This is a genomic window from Kushneria halocnemicola (assembly GCF_965650455.1).
Classification (GTDB): Bacteria; Pseudomonadota; Gammaproteobacteria; order Pseudomonadales; family Halomonadaceae; genus Kushneria.
In genome coordinates this window covers 3097105-3114749 of sequence record NZ_OZ287968.1, presented here as the reverse complement: position 1 = coordinate 3114749, position 17645 = coordinate 3097105, and the positions used below count along the sequence as shown (strand labels likewise).

General features: G+C 63.0%; 11 protein-coding genes. 8 read left to right on the top strand and 3 right to left on the bottom strand.

Annotation, left to right across the window (positions count from 1 at the left end; genetic code table 11):
- Nucleotides 1-73: 73 nt before the first annotated feature.
- The 8 genes from ACS92L_RS14100 (at nt 74) to ACS92L_RS14065 (ending at nt 11675) form a co-directional block, all read left to right on the top strand.
- A complete protein-coding gene (locus tag ACS92L_RS14100) occupies nt 74-1402 on the top strand; it encodes a short-chain fatty acid transporter (protein ID WP_438765693.1) in 1329 nt (442 codons plus the stop codon).
- Nucleotides 1403-1485: 83 nt separating this feature from the next.
- Nucleotides 1486-3285, top strand: coding sequence for a carboxylesterase/lipase family protein (locus ACS92L_RS14095; protein ID WP_438765692.1), 1800 nt, complete (start codon nt 1486-1488; stop codon nt 3283-3285).
- A gap of 62 nt (nt 3286-3347) precedes the next feature.
- Complete coding sequence (locus ACS92L_RS14090) at nt 3348-4985, top strand: carboxylesterase/lipase family protein (RefSeq protein WP_438765691.1); 1638 nt, start codon at nt 3348-3350, stop codon at nt 4983-4985.
- Between the two features lie 133 nt (nt 4986-5118).
- Nucleotides 5119-5352, top strand: coding sequence for a hypothetical protein (locus ACS92L_RS14085; protein WP_438765690.1), 234 nt, complete (start codon nt 5119-5121; stop codon nt 5350-5352).
- Between the two features lie 153 nt (nt 5353-5505).
- Entirely contained in the window at nt 5506-6792 is a 1287-nt protein-coding gene (locus ACS92L_RS14080; RefSeq protein ID WP_438765689.1) for a flippase, read from the top strand.
- A 38-nt stretch (nt 6793-6830) separates the two neighbouring features.
- Complete coding sequence (locus tag ACS92L_RS14075; protein ID WP_438765688.1) at nt 6831-7961, top strand: CapA family protein; 1131 nt, start codon at nt 6831-6833, stop codon at nt 7959-7961.
- Nucleotides 7962-8208: 247 nt separating this feature from the next.
- Nucleotides 8209-9363, top strand: a complete 1155-nt coding sequence (locus ACS92L_RS14070; protein WP_438765686.1) for a M20 aminoacylase family protein — start codon at nt 8209-8211, stop codon at nt 9361-9363.
- Nucleotides 9364-9494: 131 nt separating this feature from the next.
- The gene (locus ACS92L_RS14065; RefSeq protein WP_438765685.1) at nt 9495-11675 is read left to right on the top strand and encodes a sensor domain-containing protein; all 2181 of its coding nucleotides are present in this window, start codon (nt 9495-9497) and stop codon (nt 11673-11675) included.
- On the opposite strand, the gene yccS is transcribed toward ACS92L_RS14065, so the two are convergent.
- The 3 genes from yccS to ACS92L_RS14050 form a co-directional block, all read right to left on the bottom strand.
- Nucleotides 11650-13872, bottom strand: a complete 2223-nt coding sequence (gene yccS, locus ACS92L_RS14060) for a YccS family putative transporter (protein WP_438768493.1) — start codon at nt 13870-13872, stop codon at nt 11650-11652. The genes ACS92L_RS14065 and yccS overlap by 26 nt on opposite strands.
- Before the next feature lie 220 nt (nt 13873-14092).
- Nucleotides 14093-16177, bottom strand: coding sequence for a TonB-dependent siderophore receptor (locus ACS92L_RS14055; protein WP_438765684.1), 2085 nt, complete (start codon nt 16175-16177; stop codon nt 14093-14095).
- A gap of 175 nt (nt 16178-16352) precedes the next feature.
- Nucleotides 16353-17519, bottom strand: a complete 1167-nt coding sequence (locus ACS92L_RS14050) for a nucleotide sugar dehydrogenase (RefSeq protein ID WP_438765682.1) — start codon at nt 17517-17519, stop codon at nt 16353-16355.
- Nucleotides 17520-17645: the final 126 nt, after the last annotated feature.

Sequence of the window (17645 nt, the reverse complement as noted above, 5' to 3'; positions counted from 1 at the left end):
TTCGGGCACCCGGTGCATGACGGATGCCCGGCGAGTCACTGTACGCCCAACAATTACGGGAGCCTCATCCTTCATGCGTGTCATTGGTCGTCTCTTTACCCATATTGCCGAACGCTACCTGCCCGACGCCTTTGTCTTTTTGTTTTTCCTGACGCTTGTGGTGCTGGGGCTGGGTATTTTTTGGGGCGACGGCCACGCCCCCCGTCAGGTACTGGACTACTGGGGCAACGGGTTTTTCAGCATCTATGAATTTACCTGTCAGATCATTTTAGTGCTGGTCAGCGGCTACGCCCTGGCCCACACCCGCCCGGTGCGACGCGCGCTGATCGCCTTTACCCGCCTGCCGCGTACCGAGGTGCAGGTCATCGTTGCCACCACGCTTGTGGCCATGCTGTGCAGCTGGATTTCCTGGGGGTTCGGGCTGGTGGCCGGCGGTCTGGTGGCGCGTGAGATGGGCATTGCCCACCGTGGCCGGGTGCACTATCCACTGGTGGTGGCCGCAGCCTACTCGGGCTTTATCGTCTGGCACGGCGGCTATGGCGGCTCGATCCCCACCGTCATCGCCAATCCGGGCCATTTTCTGGAAGCCGAGATGGGCATCATTGCGGTGTCGCAAACGGTCTTTTCGATCGGCAATCTGGCGATTCTGGCCGCCATGGTGCTGGTGGTGCCGGCGGTGCTGGTGTCGATGCGACCGCGCGGCGACGAACCCCGCGTGAGCCTGCCGGACAGCGAGCAAAGCGATGACACGGTCGCCGCGCCGATGCCCGACCGGGCCGGCATGACCCCGGCGCAGCGCCTTGAGTATTCACGACTGATCCCGCTGACACTCGGCGTGATCGCGCTGCTCTGGCTGCTGGATCATTTCGTCACCGGCGGTGGGGTCAACATCAACACGGTGATTCTGGGCTTTTTCGCCCTGGGGCTGGTGTTCTCCCGTCACGCTCGCGAATACATCGCCTTTTGCACCGGCGGGTCGCGCACGGCCTACGGCATCATCATGCAGTTTCCCTTCTATGCCGCCATGATGGGCGTGATCGCCGGTACCGGCATGGCCGCCGATATCGGCAGCGCGCTGGTCTCGATCGCCAGCAGCGAGACGCTGCCGTTCTACGCGTTTTTGAGCGCCGGGCTGATCAACTTTTTCATCCCTGCCGGGGGCGGCCAGTGGATCATGCAGGGGCCGATCGTCATCGATGCGGCTCAGCAGCTTGATGCCAGCATGGCAAGCGTTGCCATGGCGGTGGCCTGGGGCGATGCCTGGACCAACATGGTCCAGCCCTTCTGGACCCTGCCGCTGCTGGCCATTGCCGGGCTGCAGATTCGCGACATCATGGGCTATACCTCGGTCATCATGCTGGTCACCGGCGTCGTGCTGGGCATCGCCATGTTTTTGATCTGATCTTCCCGAACGACCGCGCAGGTTTGTAGTCAGACCCGGGGTAAGTCGCTGGCGGCGACGGGACCGGTCGACAGGGAGAGGACATGCAGGCAGCGACAGCCAGACGGGGCGTAACCCTGATGACATGGGCAGTATTGAGCCTGTCGGCCGGTGTCGCCGCCGCCGATGACCATCCGCCAGCCGGCCGGGTCGATGAGTCAGTGGCCCTTGAGGTAGCAGGCTTCGGCGCGCCCGCGGCGGCCCCGGTCGATGAATCGATGGCCCTTGAGGTGGCCGGTCTCATTCAGGCCGCGGCGGACAACGCCCTGGTCGCACGCGTTGACAACGGCCTGCTGCGCGGCGAGCAGGCGCAGGGCTTTTCGGTCTATCGCGGCATCCCCTTCGCAGCGCCGCCGGTGGGCGCCAACCGCTGGCGTCCGCCGCAGCCGGTCAAGCCCTGGTCGGGCGTGCGACCCGCCACACGCTTTGGCCGTGACTGCATGCAAAAGCCACTGACCAGCACGACCTCCCCCGGCGATGAGCGCCCCGATGAGGACTGTCTCTATCTCAACGTCTGGCAGCCCGAGGGCGCGCGCACCGGCCCTTTTGATGACAGCGCGACCAGGGCGGACAGTGACGGCCGGGCGGTGGTGGTCTGGCTCTACGGCGGCGCCTACGTCAACGGCGGCGCCTCTTCCCCGGCCTATGACGGCGAGAGCTTTGCCCGCGACGGCGTGGTCTATGTCAGCTTCAACTACCGGCTGGGGCGCTTCGGCTTTTTCTCTCATCCGGCCCTGAACCACGAGGACGACGACGCCCCGCAGGGCAACTACGCCGTCATGGACCAGATGGCCGCGCTTGAATGGGTCAAACAAAACATTGACCGCTTCGGCGGCGACCCCGATGACATCACGCTGGTGGGCGAATCCGCCGGCGGCAACTCGATCCTCAATCTGATGGCAAGCCCCGCCACCGAGGGGCTTTTTCAGCGCGCCGTGGTGATGTCCGGCGGCGGTCGCGGGCTGCGCGCCGTGCGCCATGACCTGCACGAGGACGCCCCCGACAACCCCTCGGCCGACACCTTCGGTCAGCGCTTTGCCAGCCGCCACGGCATCGAAGGCGACGATGACCGGGCACGCGAGGCGCTGCGGGCCCTGCCGGCCGAGGCGGTCACCGGGGATCTCAACATGAGCATGATGTATACCCCCAACCGTGAGCGCGACACCTACGCCGGCGGGCCGGTGCGCGATGGCCGGCTTCTGGTCGACGAGACCCAGAACCGCTTCAAACAGCAGCAGCAAAGAAGGATACCGCTGCTGATCGGCTCGACCAGCATGGATCTGGGCCGCTTTGATGCCGCCTCGAAAACCGAGCTGTTTGACGCCTTCGGCGACAACGCCGATCGCATGCGCGCGCTCTATGACCCCAGCGGCGGCGTCAATCTCAAAACCCTTGCCAAGGAGATCGGTCGCGATCGCACCATGACCGAACCCGCACGCTTTATTGCCGACGAGATGTTTGCAGCGGGCCAGCCGGTGTGGCGCTATCGCTTCTCCCACGTGGCGGCGCCCAAACGCGACGACTGGTCGGGGGCACCGCATGCCACCGACATTCCCTATCTCTTTGATCAACTGGAGAGTGCCTACGGCAGCGGCATCGATGACAGCGACCGCACCACGGCCACCGCCTTTCACCGCTACGTGGTCAACTTCGCCCTGACCGGTGACCCCAACGGCGAGGGTCTGCCGCAGTGGCCGCAGCACGACCCCGAGCAGGAACGGCTGGTGGATTTCACCCAGGATGACGGCCCTCAGGTGATGCGTGACCCCTGGTGGGAGCGGCTGGACATGATCGAGGGGCGCTGGGTGGCTGCCCCCGACACCGGGCCGGATGATCGCACCTGACGAGATCACCGGCCGGGCGTGGTCTATCCTGAGCGTACGATCAAGAGACAACGGAATGGCGCATGCAACGCTGGTTGAAAGGACTGCTGACTCTGGGACTGCTGGCCGCCCCGCTGTGGGCCGCGGCTCAAAACGCTCCCTCCGATTCGCCCGTCACCCGGGTGAACATCGACAGTGGCGCACTGCAGGGCAGCAGCGCGCTCGAGGTGACCGCCTTCAAGGGCATCCCCTATGCGGCGCCGCCGACGGGGGAGAACCGCTGGCGGCCACCGCAGCCGGCCCCGCCCTGGCCGGGCGTGCGCCAGGCCGGCAGCTTCGGGCCGGACTGCATGCAGCGCCCCGACCCGGGGGATGCCGCACCGCTGGGCGTAACGCCGGCCGAGGACTGTCTGTATCTCAACGTCTGGGCGCCGGCTGACGCCATTCCCGACCCCGAAGCGGATCGCTCGCAGACCAACCATGCGGTGCTGGTGTGGATCCACGGCGGCGGCTACGTCAACGGCGGCACCTCAACGCCCGTTTATGATGGCAGCGCCTTCGCCCGCGACGGCGTGGTTCTGGTCAGCCTCAACTATCGGCTGGGGCGTTTCGGCTTTTTTGCCCATCCCGCCCTGAGCCGCGAGCAGCAGGGGCAGGCAACCGGCAATTACGGCGTCATGGATCAGGTGGCCGCCCTTGAGTGGGTGCAGCGCAACATCGCGGCCTTCGGCGGCGATGCCGATAACGTCACCCTTATGGGCGAATCCGCCGGCGGCGCCTCGGTGCTGGATCTGACCGGCTCCCCGGCCGCGCGCGGGCTGTTTCAGCGCGCCGTGGTGATGTCCGGCGGCGGCCGGGCACTGATGGGGCCGATGCCGGCCCTATCCGATGATCGGCCCGATCACCCCTCGGCCGAGACCATCGGGGAGAACTTCGCTCGTCGTCACGGTATCAACAAACAGGGGCGCGAGGCGCTGGCCGATCTCAGAGCGCTTCCCGCCGAACAGGTCGTGGACGGGCTCAACATGAGCAGTCTCATGGGCTCTCATGACAAGCCGGTTACCTTTACCGGCGGCCCGATCCGCGATGGCGAGCTGATTTCCGGTGAGCCCGAGGGCATCTATCAGGCAGGTTTTCAGCAGCAGGTGCCGATGCTGATCGGGACCACCGACGCCGATCTGGGCTTTGCCACTGCTGACAGCATGGACGCGCTGCTCACACCCTTCGGCGAGGACGCCGACCGGGCCCGCGCGCTGTATGACCCCGAGAGCAGCGATGACGTGCAGCAGGTCGGGCGAGAGATCGGCATGGATCGCATGATGACCGAGCCGGCGCGCTTCATTGCTGATCGAGTCGCTACCAGCGGCGAGCCGGTGTGGCGCTATCGCTTCTCGCATGTGGCACTCAAGGCGCGTGATCGCTGGTCGGGCGCGGTACATGCCAGCGAGCTGCCCTATCTCTTTCGCACGCTGGATACCCGCTATGACGACCTGGATGACAGCGACCGGGCCATGGCCTGGCAGCTGCATCGTTACGTGGTCAATTTCGCCCGCAACGCCAACCCCAACGGCGGTGGCGCGCCGACCTGGCCCGTGCACACCCCGCTGTCGAACCTGATGATGGATTTCACTCAGGATCAGGGGCCGGTGGCCCGCCAGGACCCGTGGCAGGCGCGGCTGGATCTGATCGAGCGCCACCTGACGCCGGCGGTTCATCGCTGAAGACCCCACTACTCCCCTTGATGGCCGGTGGTTACGAAAATATACGACTTTGGTAACCCGATGTAACAAAGGGGTCAAGCCGGCTTTGGCGGCGCCGATAAAGGCAGGGAACCTCTTCTGGATTTCTGCCCCCATGAAACTGGACCGCTTCTACGCACAGGCCAACGAACAGGACGCCGTGTTACAGGATGAAAAAGCCCATGACGCCCTCATGAGCATGCTGTCGCCCTGCCAGCAGCTGGAGCAGGACTACACGGGCCTGATCCGACGCGAGACGCAGATGCGTCTGGCCTGGCAGGAAATGCCCGATCATCTGCGGGTGTTGTTGAAGGCCACCTCGCTCGGCCGGCTGCTGGAAGGCCTGTAGAGCGGATTTTCCTGCCCTGACCTGATGTTGCGCCCCGATACCCGGTGAGACATCGCACAACTCTGCACACACGATAACCGTTTCTGGTGGCATGATCGGCATCCCTTGCCGATCGGCCTCTCATCGGCGTCCCACCCCTGAAAAAGCAGCTTCATGAACAAGGCACTTATCAATACCGCCTGGATCCTCGGCGAGAAGGTCATGTTGGCGCTGGCCGGTATTTTCATCACGGTCTATGTCGCCCGCTATCTGGGCCCCAGCGAGTTCGGCCTGATCAGCCTGGCGCTGGCGATCGTGGCCCTGATCACGCCCATGGTGAAAATGGGCGGCGATAACGTGGTCTTTAACCGCCTGGCCCGCAACCGCGCCAGTGGCCTGCTGTTGATGGCCGCCTCGACCCGGGTGCGAATGATCAACTTCGTCGTGATCTGTACGCTTTTAACCGTGGGCGCTTGGTTTTATTTCGATACCCCCAAACAGATGCTGGTGTTCTCCATCATCATCTGGGGCAGCTTTTTCACCACCAACGAAATCTACAGCATCTTTTTCAACTCCTCGCTGGACTCCAAGTTCAACACCGTGGCGCAGAACATCGCCCTGGGTGTGGGTGTGGCGCTGAAGTTCGCCTTTATCAAGCTGGGGGCCACGGTCGGCTTTTTTGCCGCAGCCAACATCATTCAGTGGGCGGTGTCGTATTTCATCAAACAGTATCTGTTTCGCAAAAAGACCCGCGACATTGCCCATACCTTCAAGACCCGCAGCCGACGTCATTCGCGCCATATCGTGCAGGTCGGCATTCCGCTGGCGATCTCGAGTCTGTCGATTGCGCTGTATACCCGTACCGATCAGATCATGCTGGGCAGCATGCTCGATGAGACCCACGTGGGCTGGTACAGCGCCGCGCTGACCCTGTCCCAGGGCTGGATGATGTTTCCCATGGCGCTGATGACCTCCTGGATGGTCGGCATCAACCATGCCGCACGCAACAGCGACCCCTCGGTATTCGAGCACCGCATTCGCCGCCTGTTTCTGGCCGTATTCGTGGTGGCGGTGATTCCGGCCACGCTGATGGGCCTTTTCCGGGTGCCGCTGATCGAGCTGCTCTACGGCGATGAGTACACCCCGGCGGCCACGGTGCTGGGCATTACGGTCATCTCGTCGGTCTTTTCGGTGCTGGGCACCTCGGCGTTCAACGTGATCACCGTCATGGGCGGCTACAGCTTTCTGCTCAAGAAGATGCTGTTTGTCAGCGCGCTCAACATTGTCTTGAACTACCTGCTGATCCCGCAGTACGGGCTGGTCGGTGCGGCCATGTCGACGCTGATTGCCGAAATCCTGTCGGCGGTGGTGCTCAATCTTTTCTACCGCCGGGGCCGTGTCCTGAAACTTCAGCTGACCGCCTTCATGGGCGCCAGACCCGCTCCTGCGCCGGCCGGCTGATCCGGCCGGCCCTGTCGATACCATCGGAAACCGATACCATGATTGAAATGTTTGTCTGTGGGGATGTGGTCAACCGCCAGTACAGCGGCGGCCCCGTCTGCGATGATGCCATGAGCGACACCATCGCCGGCTGCGATTACGCCGTGTGCAATTTCGAGGCCCCGGTTCGCGGTTACGGCCGCGAGCAGCCCAAGGACGGCCCGCACATCAACCAGCGCTCCGAGATCATGTCGGTTCTTAAAAGCCACGGCTTTGACATGATGCTGCTGGCCAACAACCACATCATGGACTTTGGCGACGAGGCACTCGAGGCCACGCTACGCGAGGGCGAGCGCCTGGACGTCGACATGCTCGGCGCCGGCATGACCGTCGAGCAGGCCTACCTGCCGCTGATCCGCGAGATTCAGGGCGTGCGTATCGGCATGATCAACGCCTGCGAGGCGCAGTTTGGCGTGCTCGATCACAACGCCGAACCCGATCAGGCCGGCTACGCCTGGCTCAACCACCCGGCCATTGATCGGATGGTGCTCGAGCTCAAGGGCGAGTGCGATTTCGTCATCGTCTTCGCCCATGCAGGGCTTGAGTACTACGACATTCCGCAAAAGGAGTGGCGTCTGCGCTATCAGCACCTGTGCGATCTGGGCGCCGATGTCATCGTGGGCGCGCATCCGCACGTGCCCCAGGGCCACGAAACCCACAACGGTTCGTTGATCTTCTACAGCCTGGGCAATTTCTACTTCAGCAACCGCCACAATCCGGCGGCGAAGAAGAACTACTCCTATGCCGTGAAACTGGGGTTTGAAAAGGGCGAGCCGGTGCGCTTCACGCCGGTCTTTCATCACACCGAAAACGATGTGGTGTGCCTGTCACCGGAAGACGATCGCACCGATCTGGCGCGTCTCGACGCCCTGCTGCACGAGGACTATCAGCGCCGCTATGACGAGATGAGCACGGCCATCTATCAAAAATACATTCAGCCCAACCAGATCCGCAGCCTCATGGGCGTGCCCTGTGACGGCACGCTCAAGGGCAGCGTCAAGGAAGTGGCGGCCACGCTGCTGGGCAAGCGCCGCCATCTCGACAAGCCGGTGCTGGGCATGCACCTGATGAAAAACGAGACCTACTACTACGCCGCCCGGCGCGCCACCGAGCTCAAGGCGAAGCGCTGACGCCGCGTCATCGCTTATCGATGGCAACGTCAGCGCTTGCCGTTGACACGAACAGGGCCCCTGACCGGCAACGGTCAGGGGTCCTTTGCATGGCGAGATCACAAGCGCTGGCGCACGCCATGATGACAGGCTGCATCGACACTCGGGCGTGATCGGCATAAGGTTTTCGTTTTGGCATGCGACACGCCCGGCATGTCGAGTCATCGGTATCGCTGCCAACGATAATCCTTTTGATCAGGAACACTTCATGACCGCTTTTGAGCCCTATCCCAGCGCCGAGCAGCTGCGCCAGTGGCGCCACGACTTTCATCAAAATCCCGAAATTGCCTTTGAAGAGCACCGCACCAGCGCGCGCATTGCCGAGCTGCTGCGCGAGGCCGGTCTTGACGTCCACACCGGTCTTGCCGGTACCGGCGTGGTCGCAACGCTTGATGGTGCCCGCGGGCCCGGACGCACCGTTGGCCTGCGCGCCGATATCGACGCGCTCGCCATCGAGGAGGCGACCGATCTGGACTACGCCTCTCAAACGCCGGGGCGCATGCATGCCTGCGGCCACGATGGCCATACCACCATGCTGCTGGGCGCGGCCTGGGCGCTGGCACGCGATCCTGACTTTGCCGGCCGGGTGCACTTCATCTTTCAGCCGGCCGAGGAGAACGAGGGCGGTGCCCGGGTGATGATCGAGCAGGGGCTGTTTGACCTGTTCCCGATGGACGCGGTCTACGGTCTGCACAACTGGCCGGGCATGCCGGTGGGCGAGGCCGCCGTGCACAGCGGCCCCTCGATGGCGGCCTTTGATGTCTTCACGCTGCGCCTGTCCGGACGTGGCTGCCACGCCGCCATGCCCCACATGGGCGATGACGTCGTTCTGGCAGGCTGTGAGCTGGTAACCCGTCTGCAGGGGCTCATCAGCCGGGAGCGCCCGGCGCATCAGCCGGCGGTGCTGAGCGTCACGCAGTTTCACGGCGGGGACGCCTTTAACGTCATGCCGTCCACGGTGGAGCTTCGCGGCACCCTGCGCTGCTTCGACCCGGCCCTTCGTGAGCATCTGGAAAAGCGCTTTCGCGAGGCCGTCCAGGCCGGCGCCGATTTTCACGGCCTTGCGGTCGAGCTCGACTATCAGTCGCGCTATCCAGCCACCATCAACGACGCCGAGCAGGCTGCTCGCTGCGCCTCAGTCCTTGAGGACATGCCAGAGATCGAGAAGGTGCATTACGATCTGCCGCCCTGCATGGCCTCGGAAGATTTTGCCTTCATGCTGGAAAAGTGCCCGGGCGCCTACATCTGGATGGGCAACGGTGACAGCGCCGCTTTACACAACCCCGCCTACGACTTCAACGACGCCCTCGCCCCCCTGGGCGTGGCCTGGTGGCAGGCGCTGGTTCGACAGCTTCTGAGTTAACCCTTTCCCCGGCGACGCCATGCCTGCCATCGCCGCAGTTGAGGCTTAAAAAAGGCCTTAATTGCGGCTTTAATCAGACAACACTGTTTCATAATCTTCGTCAGCTTTTGACGACGTCTGCATGACCTGCCGTGGCAGCAACGGACGCCTTTCCTTACCTCTTCGATCAGATTATCGCCATGGCCGAACCACGCCCGCCTGCCAGTGCCATCACGATGGACAGTGATGCCCTCTATCGTCAGCTGGTACAAAAAATCACCGATTACGCGATCTATATGCTCGACCCCGAGGGCATGATCCTGAGCTGGAATGAAGGCGCCCGATACTTCAAGGGCTACTGCAGCGAGGAAATTCTGGGTCAGAACTTCAGCTGTTTCTATACCCCTGAGGAACGTGACGCGGGGTTGCCCATGCAGGGGCTGGCGACCGCACGCCGTCACGGTCGACACGAGGCGGAAGGCTGGCGCCTGCGCAAGGATGGCAGCGTTTTCTGGGCCAGCGTGGTCATCGATGCCATTTATGACAAAGAGCAGCTGATCGGCTTTGCCAAGATCACCCGCGACATTACCGAAAAACGCGCGCAGCAGCAGGAAGTCATCAAGGCACGCGATGCTGCCGAACAGCAGGCACGCGAGCTGAGCGGGCTTTACGCCTTTTTGAATACCGTCATCCACAATATCCCGACCCGGGTGATCGTCGAAGACCAGACCGATGGCCATCTATTACTGTGCAACCATGACATTCAAAAACATCAGACCAGCCCGCGCACGCTGCTGGCCAATCTGCCCACCGATGCGCTGCTGACGCGAATCCGATCCGAGCTGCCGCGGAAAGAGGCCGAGACGGCGCAACATCTCAGGCTCAAGCTGGAAACGCCGGAGGGCACCTGTCGGCTGAAATGCCTGGTACTGGATATCACGGATAACGGCGAGGCCACCGGCCAGCGTCTCTATCTAGTGGATGACGTGACCGAGGAGCACACCGCCCAGGCCACCATTCGCCACATGGCCCACCATGATGCTCTGACCAACCTGCCCAACCGGCTGCTGTTCGGCGAACGCACCCGGGCACTGCTGGAAAACCTCGAACCGGCGATCGAAAAAGTGGGCATGCTGCTGCTGGATCTGGACAATTTCAAAAACATCAACGACGTGCTGGGCCATCAGGTCGGCGACGAGCTGCTGTGTCAGGTGGCCGCCCGGCTGCGCCAGCATCTGCACCACGGTGAAACACTGGCGCGCATTGGCGGTGACGAGTTCGCCCTGCTGGTGCCCGAGGCCCGTGACGAGACCGGTCTTTCCCTTCTGGCCAAAACGCTGGCCACCAGCGCGCGCGCGCCCTTTCAGCTCAGCGAGCATCTGGTACAGACCGGCATCAGCCTGGGCGGCGTGCGAGCATCCAGAGACATCGACAGCTTCGAGCAGCTGATGCGCTGCGCGGATCTCGCCCTTTATGAAGCCAAGCGACAGGGCAAGGGCCGCTACGAAACCTTTCATCCGGCGCTGGCCCGGCTGGCGCGTGAGCGGCTCAATCTGGAAAACGATCTGCGCGGCGCGCTGGCACAACAGGCGCTCTTTTTGCTCTACCAGCCCATTTATGACATCACCGGGACCCGCACCACCGGGTTTGAAGCGCTGATGCGCTGGCGCCATCCGGTCCGGGGGATCGTCTCTCCGCTGGAGTTCATTCCGATTGCCGAAAACAGCGGGCTTATCCTGGAAATCGGCGCCTGGGCGCTGGTCGAGGCTTGTCGAGAGGCCAGCCGCTGGCCGGATGATCAGCGCATTTCGGTCAATTTATCACCGGCACAGTTCAAGCGTCAGGCACTGGTGGATGAAGTCGCCCACGCTCTGGCGATCACCGGAATCACGCCGTCCCGGCTGGAGCTTGAAATCACCGAATCGATCCTGCTTGATGCCAGCCAGCACAACATCGAGATCCTGCACCAGCTCAAGCAGCTGGGGGTGCGCATCGTGCTGGACGACTTCGGCACCGGCTATTCATCGCTTCACTACCTGCGCTCTTTCCCGTTTGATCGACTCAAGATCGATCAGAGCTTTATCCGCGAGATGTGCGACAGCCGCGAGGCACTGGCCATCGTGCGGGCCGTCACCGGCATGGGCAAGAGCCTCGAGATGGAAGTGACCGCCGAAGGGGTCGAGCGCCCCGAGCAGATGGCGCTTTTGCAGCAGGAGGGCTGCTCTCATCTGCAGGGCTTTCTGCTCGGACGGCCCGGCAGCCCCGCCGACATTCCCTGCGCCGGGCAAGCGCCGGGCGCTGTGGCCTCTACGAAGTCGCACGCCCCGGGCTGACCGGGCGCCGCCGCTGGCCCTGCTGATCCAGCAGCCGGCCGGCCACCTCGGCCAACGGCGCCATCTGATGGCAGATCATCGCCAGCTGGGAGTGCACCAGTCGGCGAGCGTCCTCGATCTCCTCCGGCAGCTGTTCGACAAAGGCCACCATCGACTCGGGCGGCGGTGACAGCGCGCCAACCGCCTGACGCTGGGCAAGCGCCCGGGCAATGGTCGAAAGATAGCCGCTGATCGCCTCGAAAACCGGGTCCAGCTCCTGCATATCGAGGCGCTCGCTGACGCTGCGCCGATGCGCGCCCAGCGCCGAGAGATGCCCCAGAATGCTGTGGGTAATCACCAGCAGCCGATAGCCCTCATCGGCGTCATGACGATACTGCCCGGGCTCCTGCATGACGCTGGCCAGCCGTGTCGACAGCGCCGCATCGGCGTTGTGGGCGTTGCGCCGCGCCAGCCGATAGGCCAGATCATCACGCTTGCCGCTGCGATACTGACGCACGATCTCGCTGAAATAGGCCTCACTGGCCGTCACCACCGAGGCCGCCTCGCGATTGAGCCGCCGCCCCTGCCAGTCCGGCAGGATCAACAGCACCGCCAGCGCGGCAAGCCCTGCCCCCAGCAGGGTATCGAACAGCCGCGGCCAGATCAGATCAAAGCCGTCGCCGACCTGATTGAAACAGGCCAGCACCATCAGTGTGATGGCCGCCGTGGCGAGCGTGTAGTGACGAATGCGCGCGGCAAAAAAGAGCACCCCGGCCAGCACCGCAATCAACGCCTGCGCCGCATCCCAGGGAAAGAGCGTAATCAGCGCCCAGCCGGCCACCAGCCCCATCACGGTGCCGGTGATGCGCTGGCGCAAAAAGCGGTGGGTGGCACCAAAGCTCGGCCGGCAGACAAACAGCGTGGTCAAAAGAATCCAGTAGCCCTGGGTCGGGTGGATCAGGCGCAGCAGCAGATAGCCGGCCACCAGCGCCGAGGAGAGCCGCAGGGCGTGACGAAGAATCGGTGACGAGGTCCGAAAATGCCCGCGCAGGCGCTGCCAGCCGTCACTGAGACTGCTGGGCGAGCGGTCCAGCAGCTTGCGGTCGGGCTCATCGAGTGCCAGCTCCGGGTTGTCGGCGCGGGTGAGCTGGCGCTCCAGCTCGCCCAGATTGATGGCAAGCGAGATCAGCGAGCGCAGCAGCCGATGGTTCTGGCGCGTATCCGCCCCGGGCGGGTGGCTCTTGAGATACTCGATCGAGGCGCGCAGATCGCCGAGTGCCTGCTCGCTTTCGCTGTGATCGAACGACTGGCGCAGCAACAGCGCCTGCCCCAGCGCCCGGCAGGCCTGCCCCTGCTGATACAAAAGGCGCTGACAGCGAAACAAAACGTCGCTGTGAAAGAAGTGCTCGGCCAGCGCGTCGTAGTCGTAGTGGGTGGAGCTGGCGCGCTCGTGAATGTCCTGAGCGATCAGATACAGCCGCAGATAGCGGTCAATGCGGGCACTGTTGTGCTGGCCCTGCAGCCGCGACAAAATCATCTCCTTGGCCTCGTTGAGCGCACTGACCACCCGCCCGTTCTGACGCGCCAGCGCCAGCCGGCGCGAGGCGCGATCCACCCCGCGCAGCGGCTCGAACAGCGAGGCCTTGATGGCCAGATACTCCCCCAGCTCCGTCATCAGCGCCGCCAGGCTCTGACGCACCGGCTGATGAGTAAACAGCGCCTGCCACACGATCGATAGCCCCCCGTACCAGGCCGCCCCGGCCACCAGCAACAGCGGCCCGTGCCAGAGATTCTCTGCCGTCACGCCGCCGCGCTGTTCGATGTTGATCATGGTGTAGACCGACAAAATCAGCGTCGCCGTTGTGATGGTGGCGTAGCGCTGGCCGATGGCGCCGAGCATGATCATGGTGAAGGTAGCAAGGCCCAGCCCGATGCCGAAAAGCCACGGATGGGCAAAGGTCAGTTCCACGGCAAGCGAGGCGATGGCAAAACACACCAGCGTCACGAGCAGCGCCCGCAGCCGGCCCTGCCAGCTGTCATCCGTCTCGGCCAGCGCGCTGGCAATCACGCCCAGAAACAGCGGAATCATCTGCTCGATGTGCCCCAGAAGCCAGCTCCAGAGCATGACGCCGGTCAGCGCGATAAACACGCGCAGGCTGTAGGCAAAGGCATCCAGCGCCCAGAGGCGGCGCAGTGAATGGGTCAGGCGGTCGAACATGGCGCTGGCATCCACGGGTGACAAAAAGGCGGGGCGTACCAGCGCGAACATAACAGAAAGGCGATGGAGACGACATCGCCTGCGCCCCGGGCTCGCCCGTCAGCTGCGCGCTCGGGCATCACAGGCGGCGGCATCGGCCATCGATAGACGGGCATGAAAAAGCCGGCCCCGGAGGGGCCGGCGGATAACGCGATACGATCAACGCGTCCACAAGGGCGGCTTACCAGCGGTATTTCAGGCTGCCGATCACGCTTCTGGATTCGCCGTAGTAGCACCAGTACTCGCAGCCGCTGATGTACTCCTTATCGGTCAGGTTTTTGGCGTTGACCTGCACCGTCCAGTTCCGGTCGATGTCGTAGCTGGCCATGGCGTCATAGACGGTATAGGCCGCAACGGCAGTGTCGCTGTACTGCGGCGAGTCGACGCTGGTGCCCATGTAGCGCGCCCCGGCGCCGAGCGTCAGCCCGTCGAGTGCGCCCTGATCAAAGCCGTAGTTGACCCACAGCGAAGCCTGATGACGCGGGACAAGGCCGGCTCGCAGATCCTGCTGGGTGTCGCTGACATCAACCGTCACATCGGTGTAGGTATAAGCGGCCTTGAGCTGCAGCTCGTCGGTGAGATAGCCCACGCCTTCAAGCTCGAAACCGCGCGAGTGGCGCTCGCCGCCCTGATTGCTTGATGAACCGCCGCTGGGATAAAGCGTATTGGTCTCCTTGAGATCAAAGACCGCCGCCGTGGCGTAGCCGTCCAGCCAGTCGGGGGCGTACTTGACTCCCAGCTCCCACTGGCGGCCCTCGCTGGCGTCATAGGCGCTGCCGTCCAGGTCGTTGCCGACGTTGGGGGTAAACGACTCGCTGTAGCTCAGATAGGGCGACAGGCCGTAATCGCCGAGATACATCGCCCCGCCGGTATACGACATCTGGCTGTCGTCGTAGCCCTGATTGTCGCCGCCCTTTTGACGGTTGGTGACGCGGGCGCTGTCATGGCGTGCGCCGGCCATCAGAATCCAGCGGTCTTCAAGGCGCAGCTGGTCCTGAACGTAGAGCCCGTACTGCTCCTTGCCCAGGTCAAAATCCGTCTTGCCTTCCCGATCCCTGAAATCGGCATCGCCGGGGTTGAAGATATCGATGCTGCCGTAGGGAAAGGCGTCGCGGCTGGAATACTCGGCATCGAGGTTCTGGTAGTCAAAGCCCATCAGCAGCGTGTTCTCGATGCCATCGCCGTACCAGTTGCCGATCAGGCGGTTATCGATGGTCGTGGCATCATAGCTGCCGTCGCGGTCGGTCAGGCCGAGCACGGCATTGCGACCATCAGCCGTTATGGATGAGGGATAGGCCGTACGCAGCAGCAGGTCCAGCGTGCTGAAACGGGCGTTCTGCTCGAAGGACCAGGTGTCGTTGAATTGATGCTCAAGCTCGTAGCCGATCGAGATCTGGCGATGCTCGAGGCGGTCATTGTCGTTGTCGCCCAGATCGGTATCGCGATCGATTTTGCCAAAGGGCGTGTCGTTGACGGTGCCATAGGGCAGGTAGAAGACGTTGGCAGGCGTGCCGTGATCGCGCTGGTAGCTGGCCAGCAGCGTCAGAGTGGTGTCATCGGTGACATCCATGGCCAGGCTCGGGGCCAGATAGACGCGCTCGTTGTCGGTGCCGCGCTGCTCCCAGTCGTGCTCGCGAAACATGCCCACGAAACGGTAGCGCACGTCGCCGCGATCGGTCAGCGGCCCGGAGGTGTCGATCCCGATCTGGCGGTGGCCCTTGTTGCCGCCCTGAACATCGACAAGGCCCCGGGCTTCTTCGGTCGGGCGCTTGCTGACGGCGTTGACGATGCCGCCCGGCGGCGCCTCGCCGTACAAAATGGAGGCCGGTCCCTTGAGAAACTCGACCCGCTCCAGGCCGAACGGCTCGGTTTTCCACCACAGATAGCCCGCCTCGCGAAACAGGCGCAGGCCGTCCTGATAGGTGGATTTTTCGCCGCTGAAGCCGCGAAACAAAAACCAGTCCGCCTTGGCATCGTTGCCATAGGGGGCCGTGACCGCGCCGGCCCGGTAATTGAGCGCCTGATCGTATTGCGTGACGGCGCGCTGCTCTAGCTCATCATCATCGACGATCGAGGCCGAGCGCGGCGTTTCCAGCAGCGGTGTGGGAACCTTCAGCGCCGTGCCGGTGACGACCATGGTCTCCCCCTGCGCGGCGCTTTCCTGCTCGGCAGCCGTCGCCACACCGGTGACGACCACGCTGCCCGCCATGACACCGAAAGCGACACGCTGTATCAGCCGACGCCCGTAATCCTGTTCCCTTGTCATTGCCTGAAGCCCTTTGAATTATTCTCGTCCTGACCCGACAGCGCCACCGACTGCCAGTGTAAATTTTGTGCATTTGAAAACGATTCGCATATGGTGTGCAACAGGCATTGACTTAAACAGACACAAAAAAACCATCCCGAAGGATGGTTTTGATAAAAGCGTGCTGGCGACAGACTCAGTCGGTGTGGAACAGATCGCGGGTATAGACCTTGTCCTTGACGTCTTCGAGTTCGGGCAGCATACGGTTGGCGATGATCACATCGGCTTCCGCCTTGAACGCCTCGAAATCGGTAATGACGCGGGAGTTGAAAAACTCCTCTTCCAGAAGGCTCGGCTCGTAGACAATGACTTCCACGCCCTTGGCCTTGAGTCGCTTCATCACGCCCTGCATGGCGCTGGCGCGGAAGTTGTCGGAGCCGCTTTTCATGACCAGACGGTAAACGCCGACCACCTTCGGCTGGCGGCGCAGAATCGCTTCGGCCACGAAGTCCTTGCGGGTGCGGTTGGCATCCACGATCGCCTGGATCAGGTTGTTGGGCACGTCCTGATAGTTGGCCAGCAGCTGGCGCGTGTCCTTGGGCAGACAATACCCCCCGTAGCCAAAGCTCGGGTTGTTGTAGTGGCTGCCGATGCGCGGATCAAGGCCCACGCCGTCAATGATCTGGCGCGCGTTGAGCCCGTGGGTCTCGGCGTAGGTGTCCAGCTCGTTGAAATACGCCACGCGCATGGCCAGATAGGTGTTCGAGAAGAGCTTGATCGCCTCGGCTTCGGTGCTGTCGACCAAAAGCGTGGGAATCTCTTCCTTGACCGCGCCCGCTTTCAGCATGTTGGCAAACTGCTCGGCGCGCTCGGAGCGCTCGCCGACGATGATGCGCGACGGGTGCAGGTTGTCATACAGCGCCTTGCCCTCGCGCAGAAATTCCGGCGAGAACATCAGGTTGGGCGTGTTGAAACGCTCGCAGGCCTCACGGGTATAGCCCACCGGCACGGTGGATTTGATCACCATCACGGCGTCAGGGTTGATCGCCATGACGTCGTCGATGACCGACTCGACGCTTTTGGTGTTGAAGTAGTTGGTCTGAGGGTCGTAATCGGTGGGCGTGGCGATGATGACAAACGCCGCGTCACGATAGGCCGCTTCCTTGTCCAGAGTGGCAGTGAAGTTCAGCGCACGGTTGGCCAGAAAGTCCGAGATTTCCGTGTCTTCAATGGGTGATTCCCCCTGATTGAGACGCTCGACCTTCTCGGGCACGATATCGACCGCGACCACTTCATGATGCTGCGCCAGCAGCATGGCGTTGGAAAGGCCCACATAACCTGTGCCTGCAACTGCAATTTTCACTTGAACCGTCCTTTCGTCAAAAATGTGCTTTACCGGCCGTCATCGAACCCTGCCATTGCCCGAGTGACAACGCCCCACCGGGGCCGCGACCGTGACTGTTGCCCGGTATCATACGCGACCCATGGC

Coding starts and splice junctions, on each gene's coding strand:
- ACS92L_RS14080 (WP_438765689.1), top strand. CDS start 5,506: ATGAACAAGGCACTTATCAATACCGCCTGGATCCTCGGCGAGAAGGTC.
- ACS92L_RS14100 (WP_438765693.1), top strand. CDS start 74: ATGCGTGTCATTGGTCGTCTCTTTACCCATATTGCCGAACGCTACCTG.
- ACS92L_RS14075 (WP_438765688.1), top strand. CDS start 6,831: ATGATTGAAATGTTTGTCTGTGGGGATGTGGTCAACCGCCAGTACAGC.
- ACS92L_RS14070 (WP_438765686.1), top strand. CDS start 8,209: ATGACCGCTTTTGAGCCCTATCCCAGCGCCGAGCAGCTGCGCCAGTGG.
- yccS (WP_438768493.1), bottom strand. CDS start 13,872: ATGTTCGACCGCCTGACCCATTCACTGCGCCGCCTCTGGGCGCTGGAT.
- ACS92L_RS14095 (WP_438765692.1), top strand. CDS start 1,486: ATGCAGGCAGCGACAGCCAGACGGGGCGTAACCCTGATGACATGGGCA.
- ACS92L_RS14090 (WP_438765691.1), top strand. CDS start 3,348: ATGCAACGCTGGTTGAAAGGACTGCTGACTCTGGGACTGCTGGCCGCC.
- ACS92L_RS14055 (WP_438765684.1), bottom strand. CDS start 16,177: ATGACAAGGGAACAGGATTACGGGCGTCGGCTGATACAGCGTGTCGCT.
- ACS92L_RS14085 (WP_438765690.1), top strand. CDS start 5,119: ATGAAACTGGACCGCTTCTACGCACAGGCCAACGAACAGGACGCCGTG.